Origin of the sequence: Pseudodesulfovibrio profundus, from assembly GCF_900217235.1 — a bacterium.
Lineage (GTDB): Bacteria > Desulfobacterota > Desulfovibrionia > Desulfovibrionales > Desulfovibrionaceae > Pseudodesulfovibrio > Pseudodesulfovibrio profundus.
In genome coordinates, this window is sequence record NZ_LT907975.1 from 3,573,225 (window position 1) to 3,598,751 (window position 25,527).

22 protein-coding genes are annotated in these 25,527 nt (G+C 53.6%); 17 read left to right on the plus strand and 5 right to left on the minus strand.

The features are described 5' to 3' along the window. The first annotated feature begins 5 nt into the window (after positions 1-5). The 15 genes from DPRO_RS16705 (at position 6) to DPRO_RS16775 (ending at position 15,268) form a co-directional block, all read left to right on the plus strand. The gene (locus DPRO_RS16705) at positions 6-401 is read left to right on the plus strand and encodes a response regulator (RefSeq protein WP_322788575.1); all 396 of its coding nucleotides are present in this window, start codon (positions 6-8) and stop codon (positions 399-401) included. Further along, a complete protein-coding gene (locus DPRO_RS16710) occupies positions 394-789 on the plus strand; it encodes a response regulator (protein ID WP_097013092.1) in 396 nt (131 codons plus the stop codon). Before DPRO_RS16705 ends, DPRO_RS16710 begins: the two co-directional genes overlap by 8 nt. A 49-nt stretch (positions 790-838) precedes the next feature. Then, positions 839-2,119 carry a sulfite exporter TauE/SafE family protein gene (locus DPRO_RS16715; RefSeq protein ID WP_097013093.1) on the plus strand — a complete coding sequence of 427 codons (1,281 nt, stop codon included), beginning with the start codon at positions 839-841 and terminating at the stop codon, positions 2,117-2,119. A 1-nt stretch (position 2,120) separates the two neighbouring features. Further along, entirely contained in the window at positions 2,121-2,807 is a 687-nt protein-coding gene (locus DPRO_RS16720; RefSeq protein ID WP_097013094.1) for a hypothetical protein, read from the plus strand. Between the two features lie 156 nt (positions 2,808-2,963). Next, a complete protein-coding gene (locus DPRO_RS16725; RefSeq protein WP_097013095.1) occupies positions 2,964-4,448 on the plus strand; it encodes a PAS domain-containing sensor histidine kinase in 1,485 nt (494 codons plus the stop codon). Next, on the plus strand, positions 4,448-5,791 hold the full coding sequence (locus DPRO_RS16730; RefSeq protein ID WP_097013096.1) for a sigma-54-dependent transcriptional regulator: 1,344 nt from the start codon (positions 4,448-4,450) through the stop codon (positions 5,789-5,791). Before DPRO_RS16725 ends, DPRO_RS16730 begins: the two co-directional genes overlap by 1 nt. Positions 5,792-5,927: 136 nt before the next feature. After that, positions 5,928-6,992: an FUSC family protein gene (locus DPRO_RS16735; RefSeq protein WP_157917535.1), complete on the plus strand. Its 1,065-nt coding sequence runs from the start codon at positions 5,928-5,930 to the stop codon at positions 6,990-6,992. Positions 6,993-7,102: 110 nt separating this feature from the next. Then, the gene (gene larB / locus DPRO_RS16740) at positions 7,103-7,864 is read left to right on the plus strand and encodes a nickel pincer cofactor biosynthesis protein LarB (protein ID WP_097013098.1); all 762 of its coding nucleotides are present in this window, start codon (positions 7,103-7,105) and stop codon (positions 7,862-7,864) included. Between the two features lie 218 nt (positions 7,865-8,082). After that, positions 8,083-8,667, plus strand: a complete 585-nt coding sequence (locus DPRO_RS16745) for a TetR/AcrR family transcriptional regulator (protein WP_097013099.1) — start codon at positions 8,083-8,085, stop codon at positions 8,665-8,667. A 13-nt stretch (positions 8,668-8,680) separates the two neighbouring features. Next, entirely contained in the window at positions 8,681-10,807 is a 2,127-nt protein-coding gene (locus DPRO_RS16750; RefSeq protein ID WP_097013100.1) for a SulP family inorganic anion transporter, read from the plus strand. Between the two features lie 21 nt (positions 10,808-10,828). Next, entirely contained in the window at positions 10,829-12,046 is a 1,218-nt protein-coding gene (locus DPRO_RS16755) for a response regulator (protein ID WP_097013101.1), read from the plus strand. A 22-nt stretch (positions 12,047-12,068) separates the two neighbouring features. Continuing rightward, positions 12,069-13,799 (plus strand): sensor histidine kinase, encoded by a 1,731-nt coding sequence (locus tag DPRO_RS16760; RefSeq protein ID WP_097013102.1) that lies wholly within the window; start codon positions 12,069-12,071, stop codon positions 13,797-13,799. A gap of 2 nt (positions 13,800-13,801) precedes the next feature. Further along, entirely contained in the window at positions 13,802-14,152 is a 351-nt protein-coding gene (locus DPRO_RS16765) for a response regulator (RefSeq protein ID WP_097013103.1), read from the plus strand. A 13-nt stretch (positions 14,153-14,165) separates the two neighbouring features. Continuing rightward, positions 14,166-14,816: a sensor histidine kinase gene (locus DPRO_RS16770; protein WP_097013104.1), complete on the plus strand. Its 651-nt coding sequence runs from the start codon at positions 14,166-14,168 to the stop codon at positions 14,814-14,816. Positions 14,817-14,839: 23 nt separating this feature from the next. Beyond that, positions 14,840-15,268 (plus strand): response regulator, encoded by a 429-nt coding sequence (locus DPRO_RS16775; RefSeq protein WP_097013105.1) that lies wholly within the window; start codon positions 14,840-14,842, stop codon positions 15,266-15,268. Between the two features lie 85 nt (positions 15,269-15,353). Here DPRO_RS16775 and DPRO_RS16780 read toward each other — a convergent pair whose 3' ends face one another. The 3 genes from DPRO_RS16780 to DPRO_RS16790 all read right to left on the minus strand — a co-directional run bounded on the left by DPRO_RS16780 (position 15,354) and on the right by DPRO_RS16790 (position 19,372). Next, on the minus strand, positions 15,354-15,923 hold the full coding sequence (locus DPRO_RS16780; protein WP_097013106.1) for a manganese efflux pump MntP: 570 nt from the start codon (positions 15,921-15,923) through the stop codon (positions 15,354-15,356). Positions 15,924-16,032: 109 nt separating this feature from the next. Continuing rightward, positions 16,033-18,273 carry a hybrid sensor histidine kinase/response regulator gene (locus tag DPRO_RS16785; protein ID WP_097013107.1) on the minus strand — a complete coding sequence of 747 codons (2,241 nt, stop codon included), beginning with the start codon at positions 18,271-18,273 and terminating at the stop codon, positions 16,033-16,035. Further along, positions 18,260-19,372, minus strand: a complete 1,113-nt coding sequence (locus DPRO_RS16790) for an ABC transporter substrate-binding protein (protein WP_097013108.1) — start codon at positions 19,370-19,372, stop codon at positions 18,260-18,262. Before DPRO_RS16790 ends, DPRO_RS16785 begins: the two co-directional genes overlap by 14 nt. Positions 19,373-19,488: 116 nt before the next feature. Between DPRO_RS16790 and DPRO_RS16795 the strand changes: the two genes are divergently transcribed. Further along, complete coding sequence (locus DPRO_RS16795) at positions 19,489-20,556, plus strand: IS5 family transposase (RefSeq protein WP_097010253.1); 1,068 nt, start codon at positions 19,489-19,491, stop codon at positions 20,554-20,556. A gap of 263 nt (positions 20,557-20,819) precedes the next feature. On the opposite strand, the gene DPRO_RS16800 is transcribed toward DPRO_RS16795, so the two are convergent. Both DPRO_RS16800 and DPRO_RS16805 read right to left on the minus strand, forming a co-directional pair. Beyond that, positions 20,820-21,578: an acyl-CoA dehydratase activase gene (locus tag DPRO_RS16800; RefSeq protein ID WP_097013109.1), complete on the minus strand. Its 759-nt coding sequence runs from the start codon at positions 21,576-21,578 to the stop codon at positions 20,820-20,822. Then, positions 21,575-22,852, minus strand: a complete 1,278-nt coding sequence (locus tag DPRO_RS16805) for a double-cubane-cluster-containing anaerobic reductase (protein WP_097013110.1) — start codon at positions 22,850-22,852, stop codon at positions 21,575-21,577. The genes DPRO_RS16800 and DPRO_RS16805 overlap by 4 nt, the downstream gene beginning before the upstream one ends. 371 nt (positions 22,853-23,223) lie before the next feature. Here DPRO_RS16805 and DPRO_RS16810 point away from each other — a divergent pair, with 371 nt between their 5' ends. Then, complete coding sequence (locus DPRO_RS16810) at positions 23,224-25,500, plus strand: ATP-binding protein (protein ID WP_097013111.1); 2,277 nt, start codon at positions 23,224-23,226, stop codon at positions 25,498-25,500. The last annotated feature ends 27 nt before the right edge of the window (positions 25,501-25,527 follow it).

The window sequence follows — 25,527 nt, forward strand, 5'->3', positions numbered from 1 at the left end:
GGGGAATGATGATGAATAGCCAGTCCAATGTCGAACTGCTTATCGTTGATGATGAAATCGGATTCGCTGACGTGTTGCGCAAGCGCATGTCCCGCCGGGGAGTGGATGCCACGCCTGCAGCAAGCGGAAGTGAAGCCGTGCGCATCCTTCGAGAGCAGGCGTTTGATGTCGCCATCGTCGACCTCAAGCTCGAAGGCATGGACGGGATCGAAATCCTCAAGGTGTTCAAGCTGATGGCTCCGGAAATGCCGGTGCTCATGCTGACCGGTCACGGGTGTGAAGAGTCCCGTGAGATCTGCATGCGCAACGGCGCTGACGGCTATCTGCACAAACCCATCGATTTCGAGCGGCTGCTTATCAAAACCCTGCATGCAGGTGGAAGGTGGGTGTCCAATGAGTGACATCAACGTTCTGCATATAGATGATGAAATGGATTTTGCCGCGTCCCTGGGCCGACGGCTATCCAGACGCGGCATGGACGTCCATGCCGCAGACGGTGGGGAATCGGCTCTCAAGGTCTTGAAGCAAACATCGATTGACGTCGTACTACTCGACATCAAGATGCCCGGAATGGACGGGATCAAGACATTGGGGCGCATCAAAAGTCAGCATCCACAGGTAGAGGTCATCATGCTGACGGCCCTTGCCAATACGGACACGGTCCTTTCAAGCCTGGCCATGGGGGCATACGATTACCTCATGAAACCGGCCGAGATCGAAGACCTTGTCCAGAAGATCAAGGATGCGGCTAAACAGAGAAAACGAAATCTGGAGCAGGGGGCCCCTTAGGCTCAGGGTTTCAGGCAAAAAACCAAACTCAAGAGGAAGCGAGGAAATCATGCGATTTTTCAATCAATGGGGAAGATTCATGATGGCGGGAGCCGGAGCTCTCGCCCAGTGGGAAATCAACAACGCCAAGTCGATCGTCAGCAGCAGAAAAAAGCTGATGCTCATTGCCTTGATGGTTATCCCGATCATTATCGGTGGCATCGCCTTTGCGGATGACATCGGTCCTGTTCTGCCCGATCTGCTCGGAGGCAAAAAGGCGTACAGCCCGGCCTTCTACAGCGTCGGCATCTTCTTTGTGTCCATTGCCATCGGCATGGGTGCAGGTCTGATTACCGGCTGCATCGGCGCCGGTGGTGGTTTCATCATCGCGCCTGCGTTGATGTCCGCTGGTATCAAGGGTATTTTGGCTGTCGGTACTGACCTCTTCCATATTTTCGCCAAGGCGATCATGGGTAGTGTCATTCACCGTAAACTCGGAAACGTATCCGTACCTCTGGCCGTCGTGTTCCTTATCGGTGCCGTTGTCGGTGCGACTGCTGGTGGACTCATTAACCGTATCCTGTACGAGATCAACCCCGTTCTCAGTGATGCGTTCATTACCTCGGTGTACTCCCTGATGCTCGGTTTCCTGGGCTTCTACGCACTGATCGACTTCCTGCGCTCCCGCAAGGCCGGTGGCGGCGGTGACGCTCACGGCGGAACCGAAGGTGCCGAACTGGGCGCCATGTCCCGTAACCTGCAGGCAATCAACTTCCCGCCCATGGTCAAGTTTGACCAGGATCTCGTTCCCGGTGGTCGTCAGATCTCCTGGATCTTCCTGGTACTCTCCGGTGCTCTGGTCGGTCTTGCTGCCGGTATCATGGGTGTCGGTGGTGGCTTCCTGACCTTCCCGATCTTTGTTTACGTTCTCGGTGTTTCTTCCATGACCACCGTTGGTACCGACATCTTCCAGATCGTGTTTACCGCTGGTTTCGCGTCGGTCAGCCAGTACGCCATCTACGGCTTCATCTTCTACACCCTGGCCATGGGTATGCTCATCGGATCCCTGCTCGGTATCCAGATTGGCGCACTCGTAACCAAGGTTGTTCCCGGCATCACCATTCGCGGTTTCTACGCCATGGCCGTTCTGGCTGGCTTCATGAACCGTATCTTTGCGTTGCCCGGCAAGCTTGGCGAAATGGGTGTCATTCCCATCTCACCCGCTTTTGGATCGATACTAAACGATATCGGCATCTGGCTGTTCTTCATTGTTATCGGTGGATTCTCCGTATGGGTCATCGGTACGTTCCTGAAGAATATTCCTGCGCTGAAGCGAGAGGAGGTAAAGTAAGATGATTTACAATAAGAAAGAATTCTACGGGGGCTTCGGACTGCTTGTCGGTTTCTTCTTAGTCCTGTTCTTTATGTTCCAGCCCATGTTCAACGGGCATAACTCGATGGAGTACCTGGACAACCTGTACAACTCCATCTCCAAGGGATCTGTTAACTATGTAGAAAGCATTCGTGAGGACACCAAGCCTTTCGCTGACAAAGACGTCACCATGAAGCTGACCTACGCAACCGAGGCCGAAGCTGCGCAGTCCGCGCTGCTCTTCTCCAACGCTGGCGCCACTGCATCTGTTGCCGGCAAGGAACTGGAAGTATCCGGTTCGCTGGGCGCCATGCTCGGTGCGGCTCTGGATGATTCCTACTCCATGTACCACAACGATGCTGCTGCACTGGAGTCCAAGTACGGTATCGAAGGGCGTCGTGCGCTCTTCAACTGGTGGACCTCGCTCAAGCTGATGGACAAGAGCCTCAAGAACCAGGAAGCGTTTGCCGCTGCCAAGGTCACCGGTACTGTTCAGGGCAAGGCTGTAGAAGCTGCGTACAACTACTTCGGTGTTGAACCTACCAGCATCATGGACAATGTCGGGTTGGTTATCTTCTCCCTGGCATTCTATGTCTTCTACACCCTGTGGTACGGCTTCGCCATCCTCTTCGTCTTCGAAGGATGGGGCCTCAGGTTGAGTCATTAATAGTAGATAGTATTACATCATACCCCCAAGCAAAGTGCGGCCCGGTTGTCCTCGGAGGACCGGGCCGTACCCACCTAAAGGGGTGGGGCGTTTCGCCCCGGAAAGTGTTTACTCAGCGCTAAAATCCATATATTCATGGGTAGTGGGGGTGATACGATGAATCTGCAAAATTATTACGAAACAGTCATGCAGCTCAGCCACGGCATTGTGGTGACGCTCAATCTCGATGGCCGTGTGGTGCACGGCAATTCAGAGCTTGAGATGCTGACAGGCTACTCCATGCAGGAGTTGGCCGGGGCTGACTGGTTCGAAACGTTCATCCCGGAAGATGAACGAGAGGCCGCCCGTACTGCAGTGCTGGAAAGAGCGCACGACCACGGTGTTTCCGCCATGGCCGGGGTGATTACTGACAGGGATGGCGACCTCGTCTACATCAATTGGAATCTGAAGCCGCTGGCTGATTCCGATGGAGAAATTATTTCTATTCTGTGCGTCGGGCAGGATGTTACCGACCACATGTTGCGCGAGAATGGGTTGCTCCGCGAGCGTTTCGCACTGATGGAACGCAACAAGGAGTTGAGCTGCCTGTTCAAGATCAGCCAGATCATGACCGATATGGGGCAGGACCTGGAAGTCCTGTTGCAGCAGGTGGTTGATCTTTTGCCCACCGCATTCCAACATCCCTCACGTTCACATATTCAATTGGAAATCGACCGGAGTGTCTGGACCTCCGAGGGCTACCGGGAAACGGATTTCCGGCTGTCCGAGCCGGTTATTGTCCACAAAGAGAAACGCGGCGTCATTTCCGTGTGTGCCCAGCGTCCCTCCAAGCGTCCGGCATTCATCGAAGACGAGCGGGATTTGTTGCGCACGGCAGCACAACAGGTGTCGGTCATGGTCGCCAAAAAGGAAACCCGTCAGGCCAAGCAGGAACTTGAATCGCAACTGCGTCAAGCTGATCGACTGGCAAAGATCGGTCAGTTCTCGGCTGGTGTCGCCCATGAAATCAACGAACCGCTGGCCAATATTCTCGGGTTTGCTGAACTGGCGTTGCAGACCAATGATCTGCCGGAGCAGGTGATGAGCGACCTGCATTCCATTGTGGAATCATCCCTCCATGCTCGCGAGATTATCCGCAAGCTCATGTTTTTCGGACGACAACTCCCGCCGCAGCTCATCTCCGTGAACCTCAACGAGGTACTGGAACAGGCGCTCGCCATTACCGAATCCGGTGCCAAGCGAAGCGGTGTGGAGATCATACGCAACTACGATGCCTCCATGTCCAAAATTTCCGCTGATCCCCAGCATATCAAGCAGGTGGTGGTCAATCTGGTTGCCAATGCTATCCAGGCAATGGGCAAGGGGGGAACGCTCCGGGTCAGTACCATCTGTCATAAAAGTGATGCGTACCTGATCGTGGAAGACACCGGGCCGGGCATGGAAGAAGAAGTGCTCAAGCAGATTTTCGCACCATTTTACACCACCAAGGACGTGGACAAGGGAACCGGATTGGGACTTTCCGTGGTCCACGGCATTGTCAAAGCACACGGCGGTTTTATCCAGGTAGAGAGTACACCGGGTGTGGGGACGCGAGTTGAAGTTGTATTCCCCTGTCCCAATTGTTGTACGGAGGTTGAGTAATGAGCAATACACGGATTCTGGCGGTCGATGACAGCAAATCCACCCTTGAGGTCTTGAAGCGAAACCTGCAACCAGAAGGGTATGAGGTCTACACCTGCGAACGGGTGGAAGAGGCTTTGCCGTTGCTGGAAGAGCTGGAAATCGATCTGGTCATCACGGATTATCGCATGCCCAAGACCTCCGGCCTGGAGCTGATAAAACATATCCGTGCCAATTATCCTGAAATCGAAATAATGATGATAACCGGCTACCCGTCCATTCCGGGTGCTGTTGAAGCCATAAAGGATGGAGCCGGAGAGTATCTGGCCAAGCCGTTCACCACCGAGGAACTGTTATCTGCTGTTGGCCGCATCATGGAGCGTCGTCAACGCCGCAGGGTGCTCAGTTCGCCGGACACGCCTCCCGATAATTTTGGCATCATAGGTGAGTCTCCGGCCATGCAGAAGGTCTTCAGCCGTATTGGCAAGGCCGCTGGCACGGATGCCAATGTACTGATTTCCGGAGACTCCGGTACGGGTAAGGAACTGGTTGCACGCGCTGTCCACTACAACAGCGATCGACGTGGTGCGCCTTTTGTTCCGGTCAATTGTACGGCCATTCCCGACAGTCTCGTGGAAAGCGAACTGTTCGGTCATGTGAAAGGCGCATTCACCGGAGCCAAGGAAGGGCGGGCAGGTTTCTTCGAGATTGCCCATGGCGGATCGATTTTTCTCGATGAAATAGGTGATGCCAGCCCGAACATGCAAGCCAAGTTGCTGCGGGTCATACAATCCAAGGAATACTGCAAGGTTGGCTCCAGTCGAGTGAATACGGTTGATTGTCGTATTCTGGCCGCCACGCACAAAGATCTCAAGGGTATGGTGGACGAAGGATCGTTTCGCGAGGATTTATACTACCGTATGAATGTCGTGGATATCCCGGTGCCGTCCCTTGCCGAGCGCGGTGATGATATCCTGGCACTCATCAACCATTTTCTGACCAAATTCTCGCGGGCCATGCACCGGACACCGCCGACCCTCAACGACGATACGTTGAAGACGCTTCGCAATCACGCATGGCCGGGCAATGTTCGAGAGTTGGAAAATCTGATCCAGCGTCTGGTGGTTATCGTGGATCACGATCCCATCGTGCCGACCGATCTTCCCGAAACCATGCGTTTCAGTCTTGCCAAGGAGGGCAGCGTCAATCGCTCTCTGGCAGAGGTGGAGTTCGAGCATATTTCCAACGTGTTGACCATGACCCAGGACAACAAGACCCGTGCGGCGGAGATACTCGGTATTAACCGAAAAACGCTGCGGGAAAAGCTCAAGCGCATGGAGCGTTTCATTCAGGAGAAAGGATAGGTATAGTGGTGTGACGGATCTATTCCGGGCGGCAAAGGATGACAGTCTCGTGCTTGACCCGGCGTAAGCGATGTGAGAAAGGCCCCTTCTGCACCGGTAGGCGCAGGGCGGATCGGCTTCCAACAGGATGAAACTCATGAGCGTATCGAACTTTTTCCGAACACACACCTCAAGCGGGCATACGAGGCACGGAATCAAGGTGGGGCTTGCCAGTGTGCTGGCCTACTTTCTTTCCAGTCAGCTCCAGTTGCCGTACGCGTTCTGGGCGGTGATCACCACGGTCATCGTGATGCAGGTCCATGTGGCGGACTCCATCGATATGTGCCTGTATCGATTTACCGGCACCGCCATTGGTGCGGGCATAGGTATCATGGCTATCCTCACGTTTCCGCCGACACCGTTGTATACGTTGCTCGGCATTTTTATTTCCACCGGAATCTGTGCGTACCTGACGCGATACAATACCCGGTTCCGCATGGCGGCCATCACTGTTGCCATCGTCTATATCACCAGTCTCGGGCAGGACGGTCGCATCCACTTCACGCTGCTGCGGGTTGCGGAAATCGGTATCGGCGTCATGTGCGCGTTCATTGTCTCGGTGCTGGTCTGGCCCAATCGTGCTGCTGCTGCCCTTCGGGACAGGCTCCGTTCACAATATGACCAGTTGGCCGATCACTATGCGCTGCTCATGGGCAACTTTGTGTCCCGTCAGAAAAAAGCAGACCCTGCACTTTTCCAGGAATTGGCGACTGAAGTGCACAAAAACAAGGAAATGTACCACAAGGTCTATGCCACGGAGCGCAAGTTCTTCAGGGAAGACGTGGATATGCTTTCCCTTCAGGTCAGTGTGCTCAACTCGGTGCTGGAGCGCATGCAGGCCATGCCTATTCTGCTCAATGAGGTGGACGGGGTTGGCTTCGACATCATCCTCGCGCCAGAACTCAACGAACTGGCTCATGCCACGAACGAAGCCCTTCGCAGTCTTGGTCAGGGAAAGCCCCATGACACGAAACGACTGACCAAAGCGGTTCAGGCCATCGAAACCCGCTTCATCGAGATTCGCCGTCAGGGCGTGACCGAGCGATTCAAGGCCCGCCGCCTGTTCCAGGTTCTGAGCTTCATCAACGCTGCACAGCACCTGGGTGAGTATGTGCTGGAAGTTCTGAGTCGCCCTGAATTGCAGGAAAAGAAGCCTTCCTGATCTTGGCTACCAAGGCTGTGCCTAGGCTGGTCGGGGTTGTGTCCCGTGTGGATTTGATGAATAGTACAACCATCTGAAGTCAACACACGGTAACGCCTCAAGGACCAAACATGCACGGCAACGATACATTGAAAGAAATTCTGCAAGCGGTGCAGGACGGTTCCATGGATTTGGATAAAGCCATGGATCGTTTTCGCTATCTGCCCTTTGAAGACCTCGGCCATACCGTGGTCGATTCACACCGCGCCCTGCGTAACGGGTTCCCTGAAGTCATTTATGGGGAAGGCAAGACCGCGGAGCAGGTGGGGGATATCTTCGAGAGCATGGGCCAGACAGGGAATGTCCTTGCCACACGGGTTCCCGAAGCGACTGCCGCCCATGTTGCCGGTCGTATTCCTGACGTGAACTATGAACCGCTGGCCCGTACCCTGACCCTTGTCAGAAATGACATCACGTATCTGCCCGGTGAGGTCGGTATCATTACCGCCGGGACCTCGGATTTGCCCATAGCTGAAGAGGCGCGTGTGTCCTGCGATATGCTGGGCTGCCGCTCGTTTGTCATGTCCGATGTCGGAGTGGCCGGAATCCATCGCCTCTTTGACAGGATGGAGCGCATTCGGTCGGCTTCCGTGCTTATCGTCATTGCCGGTATGGAAGGGGCGCTTGCCAGTGTTGTCGGCGGGCTGGTGGAACAGCCGGTCATAGCCGTCCCCACATCAGTAGGATACGGCGCGAGCTTTCAAGGGGTCGCTGCATTGCTGGGGATGCTGACCTCCTGTGCAAGCGGTATCTCGGTGGTCAACATCGATAATGGCTTTGGTGCAGCTTGTGCCGCCTTCCGGATTTGTTCTGCTATTCAAAAAGAAGAGTAATCGCCGTGTAAGGGCTGTCTACGGCCAAAAAAAAGTGAAAAAAGTTTTCCGGCTCCTATGAGTCGACAAGAAGAATTACAATGATTCGAGGTTGCTTGACGGCAAAACTGAGTGTACACTCAGTTTTGCCGTTTTTTTTGACATTAAAACCAATTAGCGTTTACAAATCTCGAAACTGAGTGGTTACTCGGTTTTCGGGAAAGGATGGATTTGCCACAATGAAGAAGAAGGATGCCATACTCAGAGTTGCTACGGTTCTGTTTGCAAATAAGGGGTTTGCGGACACGTCGGGTCAGGAACTGGCCCAACTCACCGGAGCGGCGGAAGGGACAATCTTCTATCACTTCAAAAGCAAGGAAGGCTTGCTGCTGGCGATCCTCCAAAAGACCAGGGACGAGATACTGGACCAGTTCGAGCGGTTTTTTGAGAACAGACCGTTCAACTCGGGGCTAGAAATGGCGGAGGAGGTCATTTCGTTTTATCTCTACCTGGCCGGTTTGATGGAAGACAAGTTCCTGTTGCTTCACAGGCATTTTCTCTACCGCTTCTCCGAGACCAATCCGGAGTTCAGGGAAAATCTGGAAGCGATTTACAACTGCCTCGTCGATATCTTTGAAAAAGCTATCGTCACCGGGCAGGAGGACGGGTCCATCAATTCTGACATTCACCCCCGGAAGTCGGCCCTCATTTTATTTACCATGGTTGATGGTTTGGTTCGATTTAAAAACTACAACTTGTACGATGCGGGCGCACTGTTCAATGAGCTGATGCACACCTGCCGTAGAATGTTGCAGGCTCCATAGAGGAAGAGGTTGAATGCTTACTAAAATATTCCCATTCATTGACTGGTTCAAGGGGTACAACACGGCGGCGCTTCGGGCCGACGCCATCGCAGGGCTGACTGTTGCCCTTGTGCTCATCCCCCAATCCATGGCGTACGCTCAGTTGGCAGGCATGCCCGCCTACTACGGCTTGTACGCATCCTTTCTCCCCCCGCTTATTGCTGCGCTGTTCGGTTCGAGCCGACAACTGGCAACCGGGCCCGTGGCTGTTGTCTCCCTGATGACTGCTGCATCTCTGGAGCCGCTGGCAACAGCCGGTAGCGAAGGATATATCGCATACGCCATTTTGCTGGCTCTGATGGTCGGTGTGTTCCAATTCATGCTCGGTGTGCTCAAGCTCGGGCTGGTGGTCAATTTTCTCTCTCACCCGGTGGTCAACGGCTTCACCAATGCCGCAGCCATCATCATCGCATCCTCCCAGCTCTCTAAGATGTTCGGCGTTTACGTAGACAAGGCCGAACACCACTACGAAACCATCATGCGCGTTGTCGAATCCGCATTTCATTATACCCACTGGCCCACGCTGGCCATGGGTGTCCTTGCATTCGCCATCATGATCGTGCTCAAGCGGATCAACCCGAAAATTCCCAATGTACTGGTGGCAGTTGTCGTGACAACGGCGCTTTCATGGGGCTTGGGCTTCAATCACGATACCAAGGTGAGTATTGATAACATCCAGTCCCCCGAGGTGCATGAGTCGGTTGCCAAGTTCAATGCGGCCATTGCCGGGATCGATGAGTTGTCACTGGAGCGCACCGCCTTGAATGCCCAGATGGATGCAGCCAAGCAGGCAAAGGACGCCGTTGGAATCCTTGATGCGGAACACGACCTGAGCGTCATCAATGTTCGCATCGGTCGCCTCAAGCACCAGGCACACGAAATGCGCGCCGAACTCCGTTCCACTCTTTTTGATGGGGTAGAGGAAGCCGGTGGAGCCATGGCCTTTTATCCGGAAGGCTCCGTACCCGCCGGAATGCAGGCCGATGGTCGAACCTGGCGTCTGAAAGTCGGGAACACCAAGCTGGATACCGCTGATCTGAAAATGATGGGTGGCGGTGCAGTCGTCGGTACGGTTCCTTCGGGCATCCCGTCCATTTCCATTCCTGTGATCGACTTTAAAATCCTGCTGCACCTGTTGCCGTTTGCGGCAATCATCTCCCTGCTCGGGTTCATGGAGGCTATTTCCATTGCCAAGGCCATGGCCGCAAAAACCGGTCAGCGTCTTGATCCGAACCAGGAACTGATTGGTCAGGGACTGAGTAATATTCTCGGTGCCTGTGGCAAGTCCTATCCGGCTTCCGGTTCATTTTCCCGTTCAGCGGTCAACCTGCAGGCCGGGGCTGTTTCCGGCATGTCTTCGGTCTTCACTTCGTTGACCGTTGTCATTGCCCTGCTCTTTTTCACCCCGCTGCTGTACCATCTTCCCCAGGCCGTTCTTGCCGCAGTCATCATGATGGCGGTCATCGGGCTGGTCAACGCCTCCGGTTTCATCCATGCGTGGAAGGCCCAGTGGTATGACGGTGCCATCTCCATCCTGTCCTTTATCTGCACCCTGGCCTTTGCGCCTCACCTGGACAAGGGTATCATGGTGGGTGTTGCACTTTCCTTGGCAGTCTTCCTGTACAAGTCCATGCGACCCAAGGTAGCGACATTGTCTCGTTCAGATGATGAAGCATTGCGCGATGCTACGGTGCACGGTCTTCATGAGTGCCAGCACATTGCGCTGGTCCGCTTTGATGGCCCGCTGTTCTTTGCCAATGCCAGTTTTCTGGAAGATCAGATCACTGATCGCATGATGAACAACGACAAGCTGCGTCACATCATTATCGTGGCAAATGGAATCAACGATATGGATGCGTCGGGCGAGGAAGCCCTGTCGCTGATAGTTGATCGGGTTCGTGCTGCGAACTTGGATATATCCATGTGCGGTGTTAACGAATCGGTAATGGCCGTTCTTGAACGTACCCACTTGCTGGAAAAGATCGGCAAGGATCACGTTTACCCGACCATGGAAAACGCCATCTGCGCCACCCATGAGAGTGCGCATGCGGACGGTCAGGAAGAAAACTGCCCGCTGACAACCGTTTGTCGTCTTGCCTAACGGAACCAAGAAGGAGTTACAATGTCTGTAATCACCATATTCAATGGCCTGTTCTCCGAAGCAGGGGTCGTGGTTAAGCGCGTCGTTGACGCCACTGGCTACCGGCTCGTACCGGATCAGGAAATCGTGGCAGAGGCAGCCAAGCTGTCAGGGATGTCCGAAGACAAAATTGCCCGCGCCTTTCAGGCAAAGACATCCGTCTTCAACACATTCAGCCATGAAAAAGAGCGTGCGGTGGCATGGCTCAGACTGGCCATGGCGAACAAACTGCTGGACAGCGACAAGCTGCTGTTCTCCGGTTTTGCTTCCCAGCTGCCTTCGCCGAATATCGACCATGTGCTCAAGGTGTGCCTGATTTCCGAAATGAAGAATCGCCTCGCTATTGCCGAGCGATCCGAAGGTTACGCCGAGAAACATGCTATCAAACTCATCCACAAGGACGATGAGGATCGTGCCGCCTGGGTCGAAACCCTTCGCGGCGAAAAGGATCCCTGGTCTGCCAAGTTGTATGATCTCGTGGTGCCGGTCGGTGCCACCGGCGTGGAGCGGAGTGCCGATCTTATCGTCGAGCAGTTGTCCAATGAAGCCGTGCAGGTGACTGACGCCTCGAAAGCCAAGGTCTGTGATTTCAGCCTGGCAGCCAAGGTAGAAACCGTACTCGCGGCCGAAGGACACAACGTGGCTGTCCACGTCAACGGCAACGAAGTGACCCTGACTATCAACAAGCATGTGCTCATGCTGGAACGTCTTGAGCGTGAGCTGGCCGATATCGTCGGTCCCATCGAGGGCGTTGAAAAGGTGAACACCGTTGTTGGCGAAGGATTCCATCAGACCGATATCTATCGCAAGATGGACTTCGATGTGCCGTCCAAGGTCTTGCTGGTTGATGACGAGCGCGAGTTTGTTCAGACCCTGTCTGAGCGACTGATGATGCGCGACATGGGTTCCGCAGTCGTGTATGATGGTGAGTCCGCGCTCAACCTCGTGAAGGACGATGAACCGGAAGTCATGATTCTCGATCTGAAGATGCCCGGTATCGACGGTATTGAAGTGCTCCGTCGCGTCAAGAGCGAGCACCCCGAGGTGCAGGTGATCATTCTCACCGGTCATGGTTCTGAAAAGGATCGTGAAGTGTGCATGGAACTGGGCGCTTTCGCCTACCTGCACAAGCCGGTGGATATCGAAGTGTTGAGCGAAACGCTCAAGGCAGCCAACGAAAAAGTTCAGGCTGGCAAGTAGGTACTAAAGGCCGGGTGACGGGATGTCGATACTCGAAAAGATCAGACCGCAGTTCTGGGACACGGACGCCAGCATGGGACCGGGGAAATCCCTGTTCAATTACCGTCGTATCTGGCGGTTCGCCATCGCGCTGTTGGCTGTGGTGGCGCTCGTCCCGCTCTGCGTCATGGCGTTTATCGACTACAACGTCACCCGGCATTCCATGGAATCGGAAAACCTCCTACGGACAGCACGCACGACGTCCAATACGCGTCGTACCGTGGCGTTTTTCCTGCAGGAGCGGCAGCAGGCGCTTGAATTCCTCGCGTTCCAGCAGGGTGTGCAAAATCTGCGACAACAGGAATCCCTGGAGATGACGCTCAAATCCATGCAAAGCAGCTTTGGCGGCCTCGTGGATCTCGGGCTGATCGATGCCAAGGGTAGCCAGATTGCCTATGCCGGTCCCTACGACCTGCTCGGGCTGGACTACAGCCAGCAGCAATGGTTCGAGCGCGCCCTGCAACAGGGTGAGTATGTCAGTCATGTTTTTCGTGGATTCCGTGATGAGCCGCATCTGGTCATCGCGCACAAGGTGGTGGATGAGCCATCAGGCAAGGCGTATGTGTTGCGGGCTACTCTCGACACCGAACAGTTCAACGCCATCCTGTCATCCATTGATCTTCCCGGTGATGGTGATGCCTTCATCGTGGATCAGGACGGGATGATTCAGACACCGTCCAAGCAGCATGGCGAACTGCTGGCCCAGGTGGACCTGCCCATACCTGAGTTTTCCGAAAAGACCAGTGTGCGCGTGGTGCTGGGGCCGGACAATACCCGCTATTATGTCGGTTACGCCTATGTTCGGGGAACGCCATTCATCGTGATGGTGGTCAAGAATCTCGAAGACCTCATGAAGCCTTTGCAGACCATACGCATGGAACTGCTGTGGATACTGGCGACCAGTGTTGCCATCATCCTCATCGTTATCGTTGGTGTGGCTACCTACATGGTCAACAAGATTTACATTGCCGACCAGACCCGTGCCCGAACACTGCACCGGATGGAGCATACCAACCGAATGGCGTCCATTGGGCGGCTGGCCGCTGGTGTGGCGCACGAAATCAACAACCCGCTGGCGATCATCAATGAAAAGGCGGGGCTTATCAACGACCTGTTTACCTACAAGCAGGAGTACGCCCACGACGAGCGGCTGTTGTCCAATATTCGCTCCATCATCGATTCGGTCAGCCGGTGTGGCAAGATTACCAAACGTCTGCTCAGCTTTGCCCGTCATATCGATGTGGAAAAGGACTCCATTCAGTTCAAGGGACTGGCCGAGGAAGTCATCGATTTTCTGCGAAAGGAAGCCGAGTATCGCTCCATCAGCATTGTGATGGATATTCCGGCCAACCTGCCTGAATTCATTTCTGATCGGGGCAAGTTACAGCAAATTTTCCTCAATCTGGTCAACAATGCATTCCAGGCCATGAATGATGGCGGCGAGCTGCACATAGCGGCGAAGACCGGGGAGAAAAACACACTGGTATTCACGGTGGCGGACGATGGTTGCGGCATTCCGTCCGGTGACATCAAGCGGATTTTTGATCCGTTTTTTTCCACCAAGAAGCGAAACGGCGGTACCGGATTGGGACTGTCCATCACCTACGGCCTTGTTCAGGAGTTGGGCGGCTCCATGTTTGTTGAAAGCGAGGTTGGCCGCGGGTCGGTGTTTACCATAACGATGCCCATCGAAGCATCGAAAGAGGCAAAGTAGTGATGAAGATATTGTTGGTCGATGATGAAGTGGAGCTGGTTTCCGCCATGGCGGAGCGGCTGTCGTTTCGAGGCATTGATGCGGACTGGACGGACAATGGCGAAGACGCCATGCGCATGGCTGCGGAAAATGAGTATGCCGTGGCTGTGCTCGACATGAAGATGCCCAAAATCAGCGGATTGGAATTGCAGGAAAAGCTCTCCGGAGCGCACCCGAACATGCATTTCATTTTCCTGTCCGGGCATGGGTCCGAGTCGGATTTCAAGGCAGGGTGTGCGGCTGGCTGCAACTACCTCATCAAGCCGATAGATCTGGAAAAGCTGTTGGAAAAGATTCACGAAGTGACCGGATAACCAGGGCGGTATCATGGACGAAAAAATGTCAACACAGCACGAAGGTCTCCAATTTTTCGGGCGCGTCAGCGCGTCCGTTTCCCATGAGATCAAGAACGTCTTCGCTGTTATCAACGAAGCATCGGGATTGATCGAAGATTTCACCCGTATGGCCGAGCGTGGCATGCCTATCCAGCCCGAGCGGTTGAGAAAGGCGGCTAATGCCATACAGGGGCAGGTTCAACGCGGTGATCGTATCGTGAAGAACATGAATGCCTTTGCGCATTCCACGGACGAGCCTGTCCGCGAGGTCGACCTCGTGGAAACCCTCGGGCTTGTCGTGGCCCTTACATCCCGCCTTGCCGACATGAAGCAGGTCAGGCTGACAACCGGTGTCTGCGAGCCGGTCTCCCAGTCAGCCAACCCCTTCGACCTGTTACGGCTGCTACACTCCTCAATAGCAGCTACTCTGGAAACCATGTCGGCCGGGGATACCTTGGCTATCGGTGTGAAACCTGTGGATGACGGCGCATCGTTCTCCCTTTCCATACCTGGAAAGGATGCTCCGTCGGTAACCCTAGACTCGTTCTCGTCCCTGGCGCAGGCAATGAATGCCAGCCTCAGCAAGGACGAGGCAAACAGCACCTGCGAGCTGTTACTCCCAGCAGCTCGGGGTTCTGTGTAACATGTACCATCAGGAGAATTACAATGGCTGAAAAAATACTGCTCATTGACGACGAAGTGGAATTCTTGAGCTCTTTATCCGAGCGTTTGGAAATCCGCGGCATGGACGTCAACTCGGCTTCCTCCGCCGAACTGGCTGTTCAGGCCCTGGACGACAATGACTACGACGCCATCGTACTGGACCTTCAGATGCCTGACATGAACGGCATCGATCTGTTGAAGGTCATCAAACAAAGCCACCCGGAAGCCCAGGTTATCCTGCTTTCCGGTCAGGCTACCCTTGAGGCCGGCATCGAAGCGATGAAGCTCGGTGCCATGGACTTCATGGAAAAGCCCGCCGACATCGATTCACTGACCGAGAAAATCAAAAAGGCTCAGGCCAAGAAGATGGTCATCGTGGAGAAGAAGACGGTGGACAAGGTCGAGGAAATCCTTTCACACAAGGGTTGGTAATCGATCTCACGTCTTCGTGCCGAAAGACACGGAAAAAGCCCTGCGGTTTCGGCCGCAGGGCTTGCGAGAGCATTCATTCAGGAATCTAGACGCCCGGCGTCCAGTGTTCCCATAGAATCTTGATTCCGATGAGAATCAGCACGGTGCCGCCCAACAGCTCGGCATACTTGCCGATACTTTGAGCCTGCGCAGCACGCTTGCCCAGTTGCAGGCCCACGATGGTGAAAACCAGGGCCACGATGCCGATGACGAAAGCGGGCCACCATACCGATATACCGAGCATGGAAAGGCTCAGACCCACTGCCAGCGCGTCGATGCTGGTTGCTACCGACAAAATGACCAGGCTCATGCCCTTGGTCGGATCGCCCCTGGAGCCATCGTCTTCCTCAAAGGCTTCCTTGATCATTTTTATGCCGATGTACCCAAGCAGGGCAAAGGCTATCCAGTGTGCATAACTCTCTATGTACGTGCGGATGGCGCCACCCATATACCAACCGAGAATGGGCATCAGGGCCTGGAAAAGGCCGAAATGCCAGGAAAGCCGAAATATCTGTCTCGGACTGACGGATTTGAGTGCTACCCCCGTTGCGATTGAGACAGCGAAGGCGTCCATGGCGAGGGCAATGGCAATGGTGATGAGTTCTATATGTCCCATGAAATCCCCTTGATGTCCTGTCCCTATCGCGGAGACCTCTTTTCTGCAAGTTGCAAGTTTTGGAGCGGGCAGTTGGAGTCGGAATAGGATCCCCCCACCAAGTGGAAATCTAGATGTTTTCGCGGATGGTGTTCAGCAGGTCCTGCACGTCGATGGGCTTGGCTATGTATCCGTCAAATCCCTGTTCAAGGAACAGCTCCCTGTCGCCTGACATGGCATGGGCAGTCAGCGCTACAATGGGCATCGACGAATATTCCTGGCCGCTTTCACGAATGGCTTGCATGGCAGTCACGCCATCCATGACCGGCATCTGGATATCCATGAGCACGATGTCGAAATGGTCCTTCTCCAGCGCATCAAGGGCTTCTTTCCCGTTTTGGACCGCAGTCACCTGTATGTCATGTTTGTTCAGCAATGCCGTGATCATGCGCCTGTTCACCTGTTCATCTTCGGCAACGAGTATGTGCAGGTTTCGGGTCAGCAACTGCTCCGGTGCTTCCTTAAGTGTTCTTTCCTTCGGTGGAGTCGGTGGCTTACCGAAAGTCGTGCAGAAAAAGACGGTTGTCCCTTCTCCCGGAGTACTGTCTATGGCGACATTGCCGTTCATCAGAGTCACCAGACGTTTGACGATGCTCAATCCCAGACCGGCGCCGCCTGTGGAGCGTGTGTAGGAGCCGTCTGCCTGAGTGAATGGCTCGAAAATGGTATCGATTTCCGATGCGTGGAGTCCAATACCGGTATCTGAAACCATGAATAAGGCGCGGTATGTGTCTTCATGAATGGCTGGGAGAGGGTAGACCTCAACGGAAACAGAACCGCGATCCGTGAATTTGATGGCGTTGCCGACAAGATTCAGCAGAACCTGCTTCAGCCTGATCTGATCTCCCCGTTGCCATTGGGGGATTCGTTTGTCGAGGTGCAGAGAAAACCGCAGTCCCTTTTCTTTGAGGGGCAACATGAAAATATCGTTGAGAGAGCAGCACAGCGCATGCAGCGAGAACGGCTCGCTGATGACCTTCATCTTTCCCGCCTCGATACGGGACAAGTCCAGTAGATCGTTGACGAGTGTCGTCAGGTTCTTGCAGGAGTTGATGGCCGTAACAGTATACTCTTCCTGTTCTTTGTTGAGATTGCATTCCTGCAGGAGTTGCAGCATCCCCAAAGCCCCGTTCAATGGGGTTCTGAGTTCGTGGCTCATATTGGCAAGGAATTCGTTCTTGGCCTTGTTGGCCGATTCGGCCTGCGATAATCGAAGCTGCAATTGCTGGTTGAGGTCTGCTATCTGCTCTTCGCGTTTCTGCGTTTCCTGAAACATTCTGGTGAAATGCGTGCCTACTTCGGCCAATTCAGTGAAACGGGTGTCTTCCGGGTCGTAGTCATAGTTCCCTTCGGCGACGCTTTTGATATTGACCAGCAGGCGTTGCAGGTATTCAAAAATCCATTGGGTAAAACGGTAGGAGAGCAGAATCCCCAGAATAATGAAAATCAGCGAACACACGACATAGAGCGCTGTCAGGCGAACGACCGGCGCATAGATCGCCTCGGTGGGTTGTTTGACGATGAGTGTCCAGCCTGTCTCTGAGATGGCCGTGGCTGTAACGAGATACTGCGTATTGTCTATTTCTATGGTGTTGAAGTGCTTTTTCTGCTTGCTGAGGGTTGTGTAAAGTTGGCTTCGGCGGTTCCATTCTCGGCGCATGGCGCGGCTGGGATCGGAATGCGCAAGAACTGTTCCGGCGCTATCGAGCACAGTGACTTCCATTCCCTGCAGATCGGCCATATCCACGATTGTCTTGCGCAGTGAAGTGAAGTCATAGTTGGCGACGATGACGCCATTGCGAAATGTTGTGGCAATGGAAGCCACGGGAATACCGGTTTCAGGCGAGATGAAAGCATGCGACCAGATGGTGTTGTCGGTCTCGACCGTGGCTTCGTAAAGGGATGTGTAGGACATGTCCATGCCGATCACATCCTCAACCGAAGGGGAAGCCATGGTCACGATCCCGTTGAGGTCGAGAATCCGGATATCGAGAATGCCGTTTTGACTGAAGCGTATTTCATCTATCAGTCGTTGCATCTTGTCATTTTCGATTCCATCATTATCGAGAAGTTCGGTGAGGTATTTTAAGCGGAGCTCCGCTTCATGCATGTCTGATGTGATGGAGTTGGAAAAGAGAAAGGAAACGCGAAGGCTGTTTTCAACAGCTTGCTTGCCTGCATTTTTATATGCAGTCATTGATGTCAGCAGCGACATGAATATGAGAGGAACGGCAAGAGCAAAGGTGATGTTTCGGTAAAAACGTACCTTCAATCTCGTGGGGCGTTCCGTGATTGGCTTATTCGTCGACAAATATCCCTCCACTAACCCTCACCAGGAAGTAGCCCGACTTCACGTCGCCGTATTCATCCAACTCCATCCGGTTGGAGATTCCATAAAATTCATGGAGGCTTAAGATAGCGCGTTTCACTACTGACGGCGTAGGTTCTTTTGCTTTCTCAAGACCTGTTGCCAAGAGAGAGAATGCATCATACCCGCGAATGGCCGCAAAGGATGGCTTGATCTTGTAGCGGGCGATGTAATCGGCGTTGAACCGTGCCAGTTCAGGAGATATCACGCCATATTTTCTGGTGGCCACGAGGACCATGTCCTCAACCGCTCTGCCGCCGTGCTGAATAAGGTCGGTGGTCTGAGACCAACTGACTCCGTAGAATTGCATCGAGCCACCGATTTTTCGCAACTGCTGACTTAAATTGGCTGCGTCCAGTGCCGCCAGACACATGAGCACGCCGTCTGGGTTGGCATCGAATATTATACGGGCCAGGGGAAGCATGGGCGTGGAGTCGGATTTTTGAATCGTCAACACGACCGGGAAAGTGACTCCATGCGGTTCAAGGGTTTCTCTGAATGATTTGTATAGAAATTCCGTATATTTGCGATTGTTTAAATCGTATACTACGGCTATGGAGCGCATGCCGTCATCCAGGGCTTTTTCGGCGAGGAAATGTCCCTGTTGGTTGGTCGTCGCACTGGTGCGGAGAATATTGTCATCCTTACCTGTCAGATAATCCGTACTCATGGTGGGCGACAGCAGGAGGACATCTTTGCCTTGGGTGACTTTGGTCGCAACTTCAGCCATCTGGCTGAACATGGGGCCGATGATTATCTTGATGCCGTCATTGATCATCCCTTCGAGGATTCGGGAGCACTCAGTCTGGTCGCCTTTGTTGTCCTGCACCACAAGCTGCAGGGGGCGTCCATTAATTCCGCCGGCGCGATTTATCTGGTCCAAATGCAATTGCACGCCGTTACGAACCGAGACACCGATTTCGGATTGCCTGCCGGAAAATTGTCCAACAAGTCCTATGCGAATGGGGTCAGGTTCACCACATCCTGAAAGGACCAAAACAATGAGTAACGAAATCAATGATAGTACATGGCGTCCCGGCATACCGACCTCTCCTGTTATTCGCAGTGGAATAAAAGTACGTCAAATTGATCCAAATAGGAATTGAGACCTCTGCACGGCAAATCCCACACTTTTACTCTTTAACTATTTGATTTATTATGCTATTATTTCTCCATCCAAAGGAGGAAGGCATGGCTATTCGGCAGAAAGGACCTCGGTTGGGTGATTACTTCCTGGGGCACCGCAGAACCAAGACCACATTTCTGGATGAGATCAACGAACTCATCGACTGGCAGCCCATCAACGCCTTTCTGTGCAAGAAGATCAGGCGCAAGGCCAACGCCGTGGGCAATCCCGCCTATCCGCCTCTGGCGATGTTCAAGATTCTGCTCTTGCAGCGTTGGTACAACCTGAGTGATCCGGGCGTGGAGCAGGCGCTGCTCGACCGGCTCTCCTTTGTCAGATTTACCGGTTTTTCCATCGAGGACGACGTGCCGGACGAGACCACCATATGCCGTTTCCGTAACGGTTTGATCCGCCTGAAGGTGCTGGACTCCTTGCTCGACATGCTTAACCGCCAGCTTGAAGGACAAGGGCTTCTTGTCCGTGAGGGAGCCGTGGTGGACGCCTCGGTAGTCGAGTCGCAGCGGCGGCCGCGCAAGGTTATCGACGTGATGCCTGAGGACCGTTCCGAGGACGCCGAAGAACAGGATGGGCCGGTGGACTGCCGGGTCAGCTATTCGGATGACGAGGAGGCGGCCTGGCTCCGCAAGAGAAATCGGGCCTATTACGGCTACAAGCTCCATGCCGCGACGGACAGTCGAGACGGGTTTCTGCTCTGTGGTCACATCACTCCCGCGAACCATTCGGACACGGGCGAATTCGAGCGGCTCGTGAATGGCGTCGGCCTTGATCCCGGCGCACGGGTTTATGCGGACAAGGGCTATTGCAGCGGGAAGAACCGGGACATTCTGTTTGATCGCGATTTGGAGGACGGAACCATGGACAAGACGCCTCGTGGCGGCAGGCTGACAGACTTCGAAAAGACCCGCAACCGTGACATCAGCAGCATTCGGCAAATAGTCGAGCGGGCCTTCGGCACACTCAAACGTGGCTACGCATTCTTTCGGTCCCGATACGTGGGTCGTGAGAAGGTGGAGGGAGAGTTCCACATCCTCGCCATGGCGTTCAATTTGAAAAAAGCTGTTCGACTGGCGCGAGCCTGAAGGGAGAGGTGCGTCCAAAATCCGGCATTTCGGCCAGAAATGGCAGGAAAAGGCCGGGAATGAGCCCAAGCTGGGGTGCGGTCAGAACATCAAATTGGGTGCGGAGCGCAAGGCACGGACGCGAAAAGGGGATGCGCAGAGGTCTCGAATTAGAATGATATCGATTGACTGTTTGGAGCGGAACCGGAAGGGCGATCAAACTCTTATACGACGAGCCAACTCGTTGATCATGGTTGCCTGTCGGTAACTATTTGGAATTACGACTATTGTATTGCGCTGAGTGCTGCGCCGAGGGCCCCGGTCATGTCGGGTTGTTCTGGGAAAAGGATGTCTGAGGCGTGCGCTGTATCAAGCGACTGGACCAGCAACTGACGGATGCAGGGATTATGGGCCACACCGCCGGTGAAAACCAGCGGGTAGTTCAGCCCCACACGGTTCAGCATGGTGAGGGTCCGCTTGATGATCGCCTTGTGCAGGCCAAGGGCGATGCTTTCCGGCTTTTCTCCACGGGCCATGAGCGAGGTCGCTTCCGTTTCCGCGAAAACCGTGCATATGGAACTGATTTCAGGTGGTTCGCTGCCACGGGAGGCGTATTCCCCGAACTCTTCGATGGGAATCTGGAAGACCCCGGCCGTGTATTCCAGAAACTTCCCGGTCCCGGCGGCGCAGCGATCGTTCATCTCAAACTTCATGACCCTGCCGGAATTTACCGAGATGGCTTTGGTGTCCTGCCCGCCGATATCCAGAATCGTCCGCACCTCGGGGAAAAGGTGGATGGCGCCGAGGGCGTGCGCCTTGATTTCCGTGATGGATGTGACTTCACAATCCATATTCAAACGATGGATGAGGTTGCGACCATAACCGGTCCCGACCAAGGAGGAAGGTCGCAACCCATCCAACAGTTTTACACATTGTGACATGGGGTCAAATGTCGTCGGCAATTGCCGGGACTCCTGAATGGCTCCGTCAACGATGACTACCGCTTCCATGGAGCGCGACCCAATGTCGATTCCGACGATCATGCAAGTGTCTCCACAAATGCTTCCACACGGGTTTTGAGTTGCTCGACATCCTCCATGGAGTAGTCGGTTTCGATGGAAAGCATGGGGATGCCCGCTTCCTGAAGCACATTGTTGATCTTCATGGATTCATGGGAGTAGGGCTGACAGAAAAGGAGGCTATAGTGGATGACGCCGTCTGCGTTGAGTTTTTTGGCAAGATTGGTGACGTTATCCAGCCGTTCCTCGTTGGGGGTGAAACAGGCACAGTCGATTTTCATGTACCGGTCAGCAATGGCGTCGATCATATCATCGAGGGTTTCGGCGGATTCGTCCACGAGGTCGCGGCTGTTGCGTGTGCCGATGCAGGATTCTTCACCGACGATGACAGCGCCTGAGCCTTCGACAACGTAGGGAAGCTTCCAGTTGGGGACTGCCATGGGGCAACCGGAAAGCATCAGTCGAGGGGTGTTGGTCGGAGCAACGCCTTCTTTTGCGGAAATGCGTTCTTCCAGTTCGTCACAGAGTTCATTGACTTTTGCGGTGAACCGGATGGGATCGTCGTAAAAACTGATTTGATTGATGAGGAGACCGTCCCGGCCGGAGATCGGTGCAGGCGATGCAGCGCGCAGAGCTGTCAGTCGTTGCAGGGCGCGGCGTTTGTCGTTGGCGATCCGGATTCCCTTTTTGAGCTTTTCTGCCGTGATGGTTTGGCCTGTGAGCGACTCCACTTCCGACAGGTACCGTTTAACTTCGGATTTCCACAAATCCCGTGCTGCGGGGGATTTGGTCTGCGGCACTTCCATGACGTAGGTCGGGGCGATCTCATTGAATGCTTCGTACGCCTTCTTTTTACCGTCGCAGGTCGTTTCTCCGATGATCATGTCGCTTGATTCAATGAACGGACAGAGTTTGGCCATCTTGAATCCGATGAAGGACTTGATCAGTGCGCAGGTATTGCGGGGGACCAACTGTTCCGCCAGTTCGGTTCCTGCATCGGCACCGGCGCAGAGACCAACGTGGATGGCGTCGGCTGCCAGTGTGATCTCTTCGGGAACGAAAACACAGAATGAACCGATGACCTTGCGGCCATTGGCTTTGGCATCCTGTATTTCCTGGATGCGGAGTCCATGCACTTCGGAGAGGACGAAGTCCAGATACTCAGCTCCTTGCAACCGGTTGTTCTGGGAGAGGTAGATGTCGCCGTAGAACTTTCCAAGTACTTCAAGCAGCGCGTCATGCGCTTCCAGATCCAGGTCGAGTTTTTCCCACATGGCACGGTGTGTCGTCGCTTCCATATCCACCCCTTTAAGTTGGAATATTGATATCGTCAATCGTTTCTATCGATATTCACCTATGGTTGTTGGCGCACATGGGCAACGACAATCTTCTTGATCAAGATTTGGCACCTGGCAGGTTTTGCTGGGGGTTTTCAGTTGTTTTGAAGGGGTTGTCATAGAGCATGTGAATAAACTGTCCACATGGGATATAGCGGCATATATTCGAACTATTATAATGGTGCCGCAACTGGAAAAAAGGCATATGGTGAGATACTGGGTTGCGACTATTTCTGGATATAAATCGGGTGATTGAGTTGTAGTAGTGTCAATCGAAATCTCGGTGGTGACTATCAAGGCACGGACTGGCAGCCGAAAAGGGAGTTTCCCAAGTGGATTGGACCGATCAAAATGAAAATGTTGAATCTGTCGGCGTATTGCGGATTCCAGAGTATTTGTATGGTCGTGAGAAGGCCATTGAATCCATGTTCGCGTTTTTCGAGAAAATCAGTCTTGGAGAACGTGGTGTTATCCTGGTTCCCGGTGTTTCCGGCGTAGGGAAAACGTCCCTAGTGCGGCAGCTTCAAGGGCGAATCAGGAAAAAAAACGGGTTCTTCTGCCAAGGCAAATTCAATCAGTACCAAAAAAATGTTCCCTATTATGCCATTCAACAAGCCCTGGGTGAGCTGTGGCAATCCATAAGCGACGACAGCGAAACGGAAAGAACCTATTGGCGTGAAGAGATCATCAAGGCCGCTGGCGGATTCGGGCAATTGTTGATCGATATGAATCCTGAACTGGAAGCGTTGATCGGTCCGCAGCCGGACGTTGAGATAATCAGCCCCCATGAAGCACGGCATCGGTTCATCAATGTTGTGCATAGAGTCCTGAAGCTGTTTTGCGCTCCGGATCACCCGCTTGTTTTTTTTATTGACGATTGGCAGTGGGCCGATGTTGCATCTCTGGAACTGTTGCGCCAACTCTGCAATCAGGGGGACCTGCGATATTTTTTGGTCATCGCTTCGTATCGAGATAATGAGGTGGATGAGAATCATCCGTTTACTGCAACAGTCAGGGATATAAGTCAGGGAAACACCTTTATCCTTACGCAAGAGGTACTCCCTTTGGGAATGCGTGAGGTTCGGATGTTCATACGGGATGCACTGAAACCCGAAGTGGAACATCTGGAAGAGCTGACAAGGATCGTTTTCACGCGCACTCAGGGAAATCCGTTCTTTGTTCATGCCTTCTTGCCATTCATCAATGACAGAAAGCTGCTCCGCTTCGATGCGTCACGCTCCATCTGGGTATGGCGGGACAACATGCAGGCCGCGAATGTACTCCCTGAAACAGTTGAGGAGTTATTCGCCATGCGGTTTCGGCAACGAAATCCGTTGCAACAGAACATCCTTTCCCATGCAGCCTGTATCGGCAATAGGTTCAGCCTGAAAAGCCTGGCGTATGTCTGCGATATAACGACGGAAGAGTGCCACAGACAATTGCAGTTTGATCTGAAGAAAGGTTTTATCGTTCATCTTGATCAGGAAGGGGAGACAGCGTTTGACACGAAGACGCCACCGGCTGTGCTTCGTTTTGCCCATGACCGTATTCAGCAGGCCGCCTATGGATTGATTCCTGTTTCAGATTTGCCAATCATCAAGTTGAATATTGCCCGTAAGCTTTTGAGCAAACTCCCAAAGGGGCGTTTGGCAGAGTCCTTGTTCGAAATAGTGGATAATTACAATTCCGCTTTGGAACTTATTGATGATTTTGCCGAAAAAGTACTTGTTGTGGAGTTGAACCTCGAAGCGGCAAATAAGGCCATTTCCGCCACGGCATATCAGGCGGCATTGGTATTTCACAGGGCCGCAGGATCATTTTTCTCCGAAGAGGAGACTTCCAACCGCATATGGGACGAACATCACGAATTGGCTTTTGCCTTACACCTCGGATGGTCGGGGAGCGAATTCCTGGAAGGGGATCAGAAACGATCCGAATCACTGCTTGCCACTGCGGTTGCCTTCTCTCGCAGTCCTCTTGAAAAAGCCGAGTCCCAACGTATTCTCATCGTCAATCACACGCTCCTGGCCCGCTACGATGAAGCCATTGCCGCTGCCCGCGAAGGGCTTGACGTGCTTGGGATTTCCTTGCCGGATGACGATTTTACAACCAACAGGGACTATCAGATAGACAAGGTGAAGCAGCGGTTTTTCGAGCATCCCTACGAGTTCTACAGCCGAATGCCGGTCATGGACAATCCGGAGATGCGCAAGGCCACGCAACTGCTGATCACGATGGGGCCTCCCTGCTATCGGTATCACCAGCGGCTCTGGTCGGTGCTGGTGCCCATGACCGTTGATCTCATATTGCGTTACGGCAACATGCCACAGGTTGGATACAGTCATACCGCTTTGGCCGGCTTGCTCATTTGGGTGGACAATGATTTTGCCACAGCCAGAAAGTTTATGGATACGGCCACGGACATCATGCGCGACATGTTTGATTCGCCTTTGGATCAAAGTGTTTTTTACTTGATGATCGGCAGTTCCGCGCGCCACTGGTTTTCCCATATGGTTGAATGCAGCCGAGACTATTCCGATGCATATGAGATCGGGCTGCGGTACGGTAATTTGCAATACGCGGCCTACGCATTCGGTCATAATATGTAGGGGCTGTACCAGATAACTCCTTTGGGT

Excerpts from the sequence above, each read along its gene's own strand:
- DPRO_RS16705 (WP_322788575.1), top strand. The coding sequence starts at position 6 with ATGATGATGAATAGCCAGTCCAATGTCGAACTGCTTATCGTTGATGAT.
- DPRO_RS16710 (WP_097013092.1), top strand. The coding sequence starts at position 394 with ATGAGTGACATCAACGTTCTGCATATAGATGATGAAATGGATTTTGCC.
- DPRO_RS16715 (WP_097013093.1), top strand. The coding sequence starts at position 839 with ATGCGATTTTTCAATCAATGGGGAAGATTCATGATGGCGGGAGCCGGA.
- DPRO_RS16720 (WP_097013094.1), top strand. The coding sequence starts at position 2,121 with ATGATTTACAATAAGAAAGAATTCTACGGGGGCTTCGGACTGCTTGTC.
- DPRO_RS16725 (WP_097013095.1), top strand. The coding sequence starts at position 2,964 with ATGAATCTGCAAAATTATTACGAAACAGTCATGCAGCTCAGCCACGGC.
- DPRO_RS16730 (WP_097013096.1), top strand. The coding sequence starts at position 4,448 with ATGAGCAATACACGGATTCTGGCGGTCGATGACAGCAAATCCACCCTT.
- DPRO_RS16735 (WP_157917535.1), top strand. The coding sequence starts at position 5,928 with ATGAGCGTATCGAACTTTTTCCGAACACACACCTCAAGCGGGCATACG.
- larB (WP_097013098.1), top strand. The coding sequence starts at position 7,103 with ATGCACGGCAACGATACATTGAAAGAAATTCTGCAAGCGGTGCAGGAC.
- DPRO_RS16745 (WP_097013099.1), top strand. The coding sequence starts at position 8,083 with ATGAAGAAGAAGGATGCCATACTCAGAGTTGCTACGGTTCTGTTTGCA.
- DPRO_RS16750 (WP_097013100.1), top strand. The coding sequence starts at position 8,681 with ATGCTTACTAAAATATTCCCATTCATTGACTGGTTCAAGGGGTACAAC.
- DPRO_RS16755 (WP_097013101.1), top strand. The coding sequence starts at position 10,829 with ATGTCTGTAATCACCATATTCAATGGCCTGTTCTCCGAAGCAGGGGTC.
- DPRO_RS16760 (WP_097013102.1), top strand. The coding sequence starts at position 12,069 with ATGTCGATACTCGAAAAGATCAGACCGCAGTTCTGGGACACGGACGCC.
- DPRO_RS16765 (WP_097013103.1), top strand. The coding sequence starts at position 13,802 with ATGAAGATATTGTTGGTCGATGATGAAGTGGAGCTGGTTTCCGCCATG.
- DPRO_RS16770 (WP_097013104.1), top strand. The coding sequence starts at position 14,166 with ATGGACGAAAAAATGTCAACACAGCACGAAGGTCTCCAATTTTTCGGG.
- DPRO_RS16775 (WP_097013105.1), top strand. The coding sequence starts at position 14,840 with ATGGCTGAAAAAATACTGCTCATTGACGACGAAGTGGAATTCTTGAGC.
- DPRO_RS16780 (WP_097013106.1), bottom strand. The coding sequence starts at position 15,923 with ATGGGACATATAGAACTCATCACCATTGCCATTGCCCTCGCCATGGAC.
- DPRO_RS16790 (WP_097013108.1), bottom strand. The coding sequence starts at position 19,372 with ATGCCGGGACGCCATGTACTATCATTGATTTCGTTACTCATTGTTTTG.
- DPRO_RS16795 (WP_097010253.1), top strand. The coding sequence starts at position 19,489 with ATGCTATTATTTCTCCATCCAAAGGAGGAAGGCATGGCTATTCGGCAG.
- DPRO_RS16800 (WP_097013109.1), bottom strand. The coding sequence starts at position 21,578 with ATGATCGTCGGAATCGACATTGGGTCGCGCTCCATGGAAGCGGTAGTC.
- DPRO_RS16805 (WP_097013110.1), bottom strand. The coding sequence starts at position 22,852 with ATGGAAGCGACGACACACCGTGCCATGTGGGAAAAACTCGACCTGGAT.